The sequence below is a fragment of the Actinokineospora pegani genome (assembly GCF_009745975.1).
Classification (GTDB): domain Bacteria; phylum Actinomycetota; class Actinomycetes; order Mycobacteriales; family Pseudonocardiaceae; genus Actinokineospora; species Actinokineospora pegani.
In genome coordinates this window covers 1-9,458 of record NZ_WHOL01000081.1, presented here as the reverse complement: position 1 = coordinate 9,458, position 9,458 = coordinate 1, and the positions used below count along the sequence as shown (strand labels likewise).

Annotated in this window: 7 protein-coding genes; 3 read left to right on the top strand and 4 right to left on the bottom strand. The window is 74.6% G+C overall.

Going from position 1 to position 9,458, the window contains the following annotated elements:
• Nucleotides 1-1,185 (top strand): TNT domain-containing protein (locus tag GCL84_RS29240; protein WP_197523213.1); only part of this gene is annotated, 1,185 nt, incomplete at its 5' end.
• 66 nt (nt 1,186-1,251) lie between these two features.
• On the opposite strand, the gene GCL84_RS13210 is transcribed toward GCL84_RS29240, so the two are convergent.
• The 4 genes from GCL84_RS13210 to GCL84_RS13195 all read right to left on the bottom strand — a co-directional run bounded on the left by GCL84_RS13210 (nt 1,252) and on the right by GCL84_RS13195 (nt 7,589).
• The gene (locus tag GCL84_RS13210; RefSeq protein WP_156755755.1) at nt 1,252-1,869 is read right to left on the bottom strand and encodes a pentapeptide repeat-containing protein; all 618 of its coding nucleotides are present in this window, start codon (nt 1,867-1,869) and stop codon (nt 1,252-1,254) included.
• A gap of 25 nt (nt 1,870-1,894) precedes the next feature.
• Nucleotides 1,895-5,257, bottom strand: a complete 3,363-nt coding sequence (locus tag GCL84_RS13205; RefSeq protein WP_156755754.1) for an error-prone DNA polymerase — start codon at nt 5,255-5,257, stop codon at nt 1,895-1,897.
• Between the two features lie 116 nt (nt 5,258-5,373).
• Entirely contained in the window at nt 5,374-6,921 is a 1,548-nt protein-coding gene (locus GCL84_RS13200; RefSeq protein WP_197523212.1) for a DNA polymerase Y family protein, read from the bottom strand.
• Entirely contained in the window at nt 6,918-7,589 is a 672-nt protein-coding gene (locus tag GCL84_RS13195) for a hypothetical protein (protein ID WP_197523211.1), read from the bottom strand. Before GCL84_RS13195 ends, GCL84_RS13200 begins: the two co-directional genes overlap by 4 nt.
• A 169-nt stretch (nt 7,590-7,758) precedes the next feature.
• Between GCL84_RS13195 and GCL84_RS13190 the strand changes: the two genes are divergently transcribed.
• On the top strand, nt 7,759-8,496 hold the full coding sequence (locus GCL84_RS13190) for a thioesterase family protein (protein ID WP_156755753.1): 738 nt from the start codon (nt 7,759-7,761) through the stop codon (nt 8,494-8,496).
• A 74-nt stretch (nt 8,497-8,570) separates the two neighbouring features.
• Nucleotides 8,571-9,458 (top strand): IS982 family transposase (locus GCL84_RS13185; RefSeq protein ID WP_156755756.1); only part of this gene is annotated, 888 nt, incomplete at its 3' end.

The window sequence follows — 9,458 nt, the reverse complement described above, 5'->3', positions numbered from 1 at the left end:
GGCCAAGAGGCCTACGGCGGCCGCGACGCGGCGAACCACGACCACTACGACCAGACCGCCCCGGACCAAGAGGTCTACGGGGGCCGCGAGGCCGCAGACCGCGAGGGCTACAGCCACCCGGACCAGGGCCAAGAGGCCTACGGGGACCGCGAGGCCGCGGATCGCGGTGGCTTCGGCGACGCGGGGCACGAGGTCCCGGGTCGGGCGCCTTATGACGAGGGCGGCCACGAGGCGCCGGGGCGCGCGGCGTTCGGCCACGGTGAGGTCCCCGGGCGCGACGGCTTCGCCGAGGCGGGACGACCGGGCGCGGACCAGGAGGCGTTCGGGGCCGGTGTCCGCGAGGAGGGCGCGGGCCAGGAGGTCTTCACCAACGGCGGCCGCGGCGTGCCGGACCGGAACGGCTTCGGCGAGACCGGGCACGAGCGCGACGACCTCGCGGGCGAGCAGCGGCGTGAGGCGTTCGGCGCACAGCACTCCCAGGCGGACCAGCCGGGGCGCGCGGCCTACGCGAGCGCCCCGAACGGCGAGGTGTTCGGCGGCCCCGGCGAGCGGCGCGAGGCGTTCGCCGGTCGCGGCCGGTCGGTCGAGCAGGCCCGGCAGGAGCAGTTCGCCGCCGAGCAGCGGCAGGAGGAGTTCGCCGCCGGGCAGGAGCAGTTCGTGCCCGAGCAGGGTCGACCGGAGCCCTTCGTCGGCGGGGAGCGGGACGAGTTCGCCCCGGAGGCCCCCCGCCGAGCGCCGTCGCGGCGCCCGGACGGCGGTTCCGCCCAGGTGGCCGCGCCGACCGCCGCCATCGCCCAGGCAGCCCCGTCGCAGCCCCGCAGGCCGCAGGACTGGCCGATCCAGCCCCGCCAGGGCGAGCCGCCGCTGACCCTGTTCCGCGGCAAGCAACTGCTGCAACTGACCCCGGGCACCGAGATCGACCGCTACGGCGAGCCCAGCGGCAACCTCACCTACGCCGCGGGCACCCCCTTCGAGCGCCGCTCGCTGGTCCCCGACTGGGTGGGCAGGCCCTACCGCGCCTACCGGGTGGTCAAGCCGACCGACGCCCTCACCGGCGTGGCCATCCCGTGGTTCGACCAGCCCGGCGGCGGCACCGCCTACCTGCTGGCGGGCTCGATCGCCGAGTTGGTCGACAACGGCCACCTGGTGGAGGTCAACGAGCGCGAGGCCCCCACCCGCCCGTAGGCACGCACCGACGACGGGAGCCCCGGTCCGAAGTGGACCGGGGCTCCCGTCGTCTGTCGGTCAGGGCTACCCGATGACCAGGCCGTGCGCCGCCGCGAAGGAGACCGCGGTGTCCAGGTCGACCCGCGCGCCGCGCAGGGTGGCCTGGACCAGGCCGTTGGCGTCCAGGCGGGTGCCGCGCAGGTCGGCGCCCGCGAGGTTGGCCCCGGTCAGCCGGGCGCCGGTGAGGTCCGCGCCGCGGAGGTCGACCTCGCGCAGGTCGGCGTCCATGAGGTTGGCCTCGCGCAGGCGCAGGCCGGACAGGGCGGTCTTGCGCAGCGCCGCCGAGGTGAGGCTGACCAGGGTGAGGTCGCAGTCGGTGAAGCGGACCGGCAGCCAGCGGCAGTCCAGGAACGTCGAGCCGATCAGCGAGCAGCCGGTGAACTCCGAGTCGGTCAGGGTCGCCCGGTCGAACGTGCAGGACCGCAACGCCGTCGCCGAGTGCCGCGACTCGCCCAGGTCGGCCCTGGTGAAGTCGCACTCGGTGAACGTGCACCCCGTGGTCACCAGGCCGCGCAGGTCGGCCTCGGTGAAGTCGCAGCCGGCGAAGTGCCGCTGCTCCCACACCTGCCCGTGCAGGTCGGCGTCCCGGTAGTCCTCGCCCGTCTCGACGGCCGCGGTGTCCTCGCTGTCCTCGGTGTCCACGGACCCAGCCTCCCACGCCCCCAGGTCAGCGGAAGTCGCGGGATTTGGCTGGGATGCGCAGCGGGAGGGGCGTGAGGTGGTCGGCGTTGAGGGTGACGACCCCCTCGGCGGATCGGATGGTGCCCCGGACGATCAGCGCGTGGCTGGTGCGGGCGACGCGCCGGTAGCGGATCCACAGCCCCGGCGAGCACACGACGTTGGCCAGCCCGGTCTCGTCCTCGATGTTGAGGAAGGTGATGCCCCCCGCGGTCTGCGGCCGTTGGCGGTGCGTGACGGCGCCACCGATGAGAACCCGCGTGCCGTCGTCGGCCTTGAGCATCTCGGCGACAGTGATGGCGCCCGCGCGGATGAGCGTCCCCCGGACGAACTGCGTGGGGAAGCTGTCCGGCGACAGCCCGGTGGCCCAGACGTCCGCCACGGCGACCTCGACGTCGTCCATCCCGGGCAGTGGCGGCGGCGTGACCCCGACAGCGGTGCCGGGCAGGTGCTCGGGCCGGTCGACGGCCGCCGCCCCCGCCGCCCACAGGGCCGCGCGCCGGGTCATCCCCAGCGAGGCGAACGCCCCCGCGGTGGCGAGGGCCTCCATCTGCTGGCGGGTGAGCGGCACCCGCCGGACGAGGTCGCCCAGGTCCCGGTACGGCCCCTCGGCCCGCCGCGCCTCGGCGATCCGCTCAGCCACCGCGAGCCCGATCGACCGCACGGACCCCAACCCCATCCGCAGGGCGACGTCGCGATCACGGCGGTGCCTCGCCGAGGGGGCCGCGGGGGACACCGCGGGGGCGGGCGCCGCCAGGGGTTCCAGGTTGGCGTGGGGGGTGCTGGCGTTGATGTCCGGCCCCCGGACCACCACCGCGTGGCGGCGGGCGTCGGCCACCAGGGACTGGGGGGAGTAGAAGCCCATGGGCTGGGCCCGGAGGAGGGCCGCGCAGAAGGCCGTGGGGTAGTAGAGCTTGAGCCAGGAGCTGGCGAAGACCAGGAGGGCGAAGCTCAGGGCGTGGCTCTCGGGGAAGCCGAAGTTGGCGAAGGCCAGCAGCTTCTCGTACACCCGGTCGGCCAGCTCGGGGGGCAGGCCGTTGGCCGTGGCGCCCTCCAGGAAGCGGGCGCGGAGGCGTTCCATGCGCTGGGTGGAGCGCTTGGCTCCCATGGCTCGGCGGAGTTCGTCGGCCTCGGCGGGGGTGAAGTCGGCCACGTCCACGGCGATCTGCATGAGCTGTTCCTGGAACAGCGGGACGCCGAGGGTCTTGGCCAGGGCCTTCTCCAGCAGGGGGTGGTCCACTGTGGCCTCTTCGAGGCCGTTCTTGCGGCGGATGTAGGGGTGCACCGAGCCGCCCTGGATGGGGCCGGGGCGGATGAGGGCCACCTCGACGACCAGGTCATAGAACTCGCGGGGGCGCAGGCGCGGGAGGGTGGCCATCTGGGCGCGGCTCTCCACCTGGAACACGCCGATGGAGTCGGCGGCGCACAGCATGTCGTAGACATGGGCGTCCCCCAGGTCCAGCTCGCCCAGGTCGAGGTCGACGCCGTGGTGCTCGCCCAGCAGCTCCACCGAGTAGCGCAGGGCCGAGAGCATGCCCAGGCCGAGCAGGTCGAACTTGACCAGGCCGACGGCGGCGCAGTCGTCCTTGTCCCACTGCAGGACCGTGCGGTCGGCCATCCGGGCGGGCTCGACCGGGCAGACCTCGCTGACCGGGCGGTCGCAGATGACCATGCCGCCGGAGTGGATGCCCAGGTGGCGGGGAAAGTCCTCGAGCTGCGCGGCGAGCTCCAGCACGGCGGGCGGCACGTCGAGGTGGTTGTCGGCCACGGTGCCGCGCAGCGGGCCCCACCGGTCGATCTGCTTGCTCCACGCGTCCTGCTGGCCCGGCGAGTACCCCAGCGCCTTGGCCATGTCGCGCACCGCCGACTTGGCCCGGTAGGTGATCACGTTGGCCACCTGGGCGGCGTGGCGGCGGCCGTGCTTGGCGTAGACGAACTGGATGACCTCCTCGCGCCGGTCGGACTCGATGTCGAGGTCGATGTCCGGCGGTCCGTCGCGCGCCGGGGCCAGGAACCGCTCGAACAGCAGCTCCCACCGCACGGAGTCCACTTTGGTCACACCGAGCGCGAAGCAGACCGCCGAGTTCGCCGCCGACCCCCGCCCCTGGCAGTAGATGCCCGACGAGCGGCAGAACTCCACGATGTCCCAGACGATGAGGAAGTACCCGGGGAACCCCAGCTCCTCGATGACCCGCAGCTCGTGCGCGAGCTGGGCGTGGGCGCGCGGGTTCTCCGCGGCTGAGCCGTACTTGGCCGCCGCGCCCCGGTAGGTCAGCTCGCGCAGGTAGGTGGTCTCGCTGTGGCCGGGCGGCACGTCGAACGGCGGCAGCTCGGGCGCCACGAGCCGCAGGTCGAACGAGAGCCGCACGCCCAGCACCGCGGCGCGCTGCACCGCGCCGGGGTAGCGGGCGAACCGGGCGAGCTGCTCGGCCCCGGACCGCAGGTGCGCGGTGGGGGCGGGCGGCAGCCACCCGGCCAGGTCGTCGAGGCCGCGCCTGGCCCGCACCGCGGCGACCGCCGCGGCCAGCCTGCCCCTGGCGGGCTGGGCGAAGTGCGCGGCGTTGGTGGCCACCGTCGGCAGGCCCAGGTCGGCGGCCATCGCGGCGAGCAGGTCGTTGCGCTCGCTGTCGGTGGGCAGGCCGTGGTCGACCAGCTCGACGAACACCCGGTCCGGGCCGTAGCAGCCGGACAGCGCCTTGAGCTCGGCGTGCGCGGCGGCCGGGCCGCCGAGGTCGAGCGCGCGCCGGACCGCGCCCTTGCGGCAGCCGGTGAGCACGACGCAGTGCTCCCGGGTCTCCTCCACGACCTCGCGCAGGTCGTAGGCGGGTTTGCCCTTGACCTGGCCGTCGAGGTGCCCGGTGGTCAGCACCCGGCACAGCCTGCGGTAGCCCTCCGGCCCGTCGGCGAGCAGCAGCAGGTGCTCGCCCCCGGGGTCGGCGACCCCGTTCTGCGGCGCGGTCAGCCCCAGGCTCAGCTCGCTGCCGAACACCGTGCGCACGCCCAGCTCGCGGGCCGCCTCGGCGAACCGGACCACCCCGTGCACGCCGTCGTGGTCGGTGATCGCCAGCGCGTCCAGGCCCAGCAGCGCGGCGGCCTCCACCAGTTCCTCGGGGTGGCTGGCGCCGTCGAGGAAGCTGAAGTTGGAGTGGCAGTGCAGCTCGGCGTAGGGCACCCGGGAGTCGCCGTCGGGCTGGTCGGTGGCGCCCAGCGGGCTGCCGCCCGCTGGTGCGGTGTAGCGCTCCCGCTTGCGGGTCCACGCGGGGCTGTCGCCGCCGTCGCCGACCTCCGGGGCGCGGCCGGAGAGGATGCGCTCCAGCTCCGACCAGCGCACCGGCGGGTTGGCCCAGCCCACTCACAGCTCCGGCGGGAGGGACTCCTGCTCCGGCGCGCGCCGCTGCTCGGGGATGAGCGCGGCGAGGTCGACCAGGTCGAACCACTCGAGGGCGAGGGCGTTGTCGTCGTCGTGCATCAGTCGTACATCCCTTCCACAGACCACTTCCTGTCCTCGCGCACCAGCAGGTACGCCGCCGGCTCGTGCTCGTCCGGCGCGAGCAGCACCTGCAGCCGGGCCCGGCGGCGCGCGGCTGGCGGGTGCCACCAGGTCTCATCGGCCGCCCACGGCCCGGCCCAGCCCACGACCGCGCGCGCCGGGCCGCCCGCCACCGCGACGGCGGCGGGTGTGGCGGTGAGGGCGAACCGGCCGCTGACCCCGACCGGGCGGCCGTCGTCGGCGAGCACCTCGGCGGCCACCGGGGCGGGCGGGATGACCGACGGCGACGGCGCGGGCAGGCTGCCCGGCCAGGGGCGGTCGGGCGGCGCGGCGGGGGCGCGCTCGTCGCCCCAGGGCACGAGGGTGATCCGCTCGGCCGGGCCGCGCCCGCCAGAGGGCACCGGGGTGAGCACGGCTCCGGGGCCGAGCAGGCCCTGGACGTGGACCATCGCCCGGCCCGCGCGCAGCGCCCTCTCGTCCTGGCCGCCCTGCCACAGCCCCAGTTGCAGCGCCGGGCCGTCGACGACCTCCTCGGGTTCCAGGCGCAGCTCGGTGATGCCCGCCGAAGGCCGGTCGGGGCCGCGCAGCCAGCCGTCGAGCTGCCAGCGGACCCGGTCGGCGATGCCCGCGGGGGTCAGCGGGTCGGCGCAGCGCCAGACCCGGCGCAGCACCTCGCCGCGCTCGGTGGTGGCGGCGATGGCCAGCCGGGTGCAGGCCAGGCCGTGCCCGGCGAGGGCCTCGTGCAGCCGCTCGGCCAGGCCGCGGGCGGCGAAGGCGACCGCGTCGACCCGCTCGACGGGGGTGTCCGGGCGGTGGGTGGCGACCAGGTCGTCCGGGACGGCCCGGCGCGCGGGCGGGCGCTGCTCCAGGCCGCGGGCGAGCCGGTGGGCCAGCACGGCGCGGACACCGAAGCGGGAGGCGACGGCGCCTTCCGGCAGCGCGCCGAACGCGCCCAGGGTGTGCAGCCCGAGCCTGCGCAGCAGGTCGACCAGCTCGGCGTGCTCGGGCAGCAGCTCGCGCACGCCGAGCGGGGACAGGAACTCCGCGCTCCGGCCCGCGGGCACGACCAGGCCGCGCTGGGCGGCCAGGGTCGCGGCGAACAGCCCGTCCGCCGCGCCCACCAGGCACTCGGCGTCGGCGTGCGCGGCGACCTGGTCGATCAGCTTCTCCGCGACGGCGGCCTCGGTGGCGAAGTAGGCGGCGGGCCCCTTGGCCGCGACGGCGACGACGCCGGGCCGCACGACCTCGACGCCGGGCGCGAGCCGCTCCACGGCCGCGGCGACCCGCTCGAAGTGCCGGGCGTCGCGGTCGGGGTCGGCGGGCAGCACGGCCAGGTCGGGGCAGCGCCCCTGCGACTCGCGGCGGCGCATGCCCGCGCCGACCCCCTCGGCCCGCGCCGCCGCGTTGACCGCGACGACCCGGTTGGCGGCGACGACGGCGGCGGGCGCGTCCAGCGGCAGCCCGGCGGCGGCCCCCGCGGCGACGACCGGCCAGTCGGGGCACCAGACCACGAACAACCTGGTCATGAGGTGCTCCCCCGTTCGACTCCCCCGACGTTGGATTCGAACGTATGTTCGATCATGTCGAACGTCAAGCGCCCCGGCTCGGATTCGCCTTGGAGGACGACGTCACACCGCCTCGGCCGCGCGGCCGCCCCGCGCCCCCGCGCGACCACCCCCGTGACCCGCCCGCGCAGCCGGCCATGCCCGACCCCCAACCCCCACCACCGGTCGCCCTCGCGCGCGAGTTCCACCTCCGCCCCCGGCCACGCGCCGAACGACAACAGCACGGCCCCCCGACCACGCGCGCGAGCGGAGAGCTTGCGCGCCAACGAGTCCACGACCCGCGCCCCGGAGACCGCGACGACGTCGACCCCGTCGAGCAGAGCGGCCACAGTGGACGCGAACTCCGCGCCGGGGCTGGGCACCACCACGACCCGCTCGACCCGCACGCCCATCTCGGCCGCGGCCAGCAACCCGACCTGCGGCACCCCGACCAGCGCGACCCACCCGCCGCCCTCGGTCACCTCGACGAGCAGCGCGAGCAACAGCGCCACCGAGCCCCGCACCGCCACGGTGCTCCCCCGCCGCAGCCCGCCCCAGGGGAACAGCGCGGCGAGGTCGCCGCGCACCGGCACGACCTCGGGCGCGGCGAGCGACGCCAGCGACCCGACCCGCGAGGGGAGCGCACGCACGCGAGCCACCTCCCCCCGATCCTGGCGTGCTGGAACGCCTCGGCCGCGGGGAAGGCGGCTGAACACTTGTTCGATTGCGCTCAGAATACCCAGCTCAGCAGGTGTGTCAACCGCAGAATGCGGCGGCTAGACTCCGAGTCGGTTGCTTTGAACTACCAAAGGGGTCCACGTGCAGGAGATCGCTTCGATCGCGCAGAGCTGGCGCTCGTGGACCGGCGCCCACGGCGGCATGCTGGGCGGCCTGGTGCTCGACCACGCGGGCCGCCAGGTCCCGGGCACGCCCGTGCGGGCACTGCACCTCACCTTCCTCACGGCCGTGCGCGCGCCCACGGTCCAGGTGGGGACGACCCTGGTCAAGGCGGGCCGCACCGCCTCGGTCGTGACCGCGCAGCTCACCGCGGACGACCGCGTCTCAGTGCTCGGCACAGCCACCTTCGGCGCGGCGACCCCCGGACCGAGCAGCCCCGCGCCCACCCCGCCCGAGGTCCCGCCCGCCGAGGTGGCGGCGGCGGTGGAGTTCCCCGCGCACCTCGTGCCGTTCGCCGCGCACCTGGACATCCGACCGGTGGGCGCACTGCCGCTGGGCGGCGGCTCGGAGCCGGAACTCGTGGCGTGGGCACGGGTGCACGAGCCGCCGAAGCGGCCGGAGTCGGCGGCCGTAGTGCTGCTCGACGCCCTGGCCCCCGGGCTCTACGCCACCCGGACCGAGCCGGTCCCGGTGCCGACGGTGGAGCTGTCGGCGCACTTCACCGACGCCGCGGCGGACTTCGACGCCACCGGGTGGTCGCTGCTGCGCATCCGGACCGAACACGCCGGGGCGGGGTGGTGCGTGGACGCGAGCGAGGTGTGGACCGCGTCGGGCGCGCTGGTCGCGACCGGGCGGCAAGCCAGGCGCGTCATCACCTAGATGAGTGATTCCGTGAAGGTGGTGTGAGGCGGGTCGGTGTCACCGCGTGGGAGGAGGGTGTTCAAGATCAATGTGTGACGAAAGAACTGAACACCCTCCTGACCGCACTCTACGTGCTCATCGATGACCATGTCGTGCCGCCCCGCACCGGGCGTGGCCGCCGACCAGTGTTGACCGACAGTGAGCTGATCACCCTGGCCGTGGCCCAGGTGCTGCAACGTCACCACAGTGAACGCCGCTGGATCCGCCACATCCGGACCAACCCCGCATGGCGGGAGATGTTCCCCGCGATGCTCACCCAGTCCGGCTACCACAAACGCCTGAAAACAGCGCAACCATTGCTGTGCAAGGCGATCATGACCCTGGCCGCGTGCTGCCCGTCGTGGTTCGACGACCTGTGGATCACCGACGCCACCCCCGTGCCCTGCGGCATGTCCCGGGAAACGGTGAAACGCTCCGACCTGGCCGGACACGCCGGCTACGGCTACTGCGCGTCACACTCCCGGTGGTACTGGGGCCTCAAGCTCTACCTCGTCTGCGCCGGCGACGGGATGCCGATCATGTGGTGCCTGGCCACCCCGAAACTCGGCGAACGCGAAGTCCTCGCCGCCCTGCTCGAACGCGACCACCACCTCATCCGCGAAGGCCAAATCCTGCTGGCGGACAAAGGATTCGCCGGGAAAGCCTTCAAGAACCCGACCGAAGCCATGGGGCTTGACCTGCTGCGCCCCGACCGCAAGGACGAGACCTACCGCAACGGCAACCTCGGCGGCATCCGCCAACGCATCGAATCGGTCAACCAGACCCTCAAAGGCCAACTCGACCTCGAAGCACACGGCGGACGCACCCCCGCAGGGGTGTTCACCCGCATCGCCCAACGCCTGCTCGCCATGGCCACCGCCATCTGGCACAACTGGAACACCGGCCTGACCAGCAAACGATCACTGACCACCTACGACCAC

Excerpts from the sequence above, each read along its gene's own strand:
- GCL84_RS13200 (WP_197523212.1), bottom strand. The coding sequence starts at position 6,921 with ATGACCAGGTTGTTCGTGGTCTGGTGCCCCGACTGGCCGGTCGTCGCC.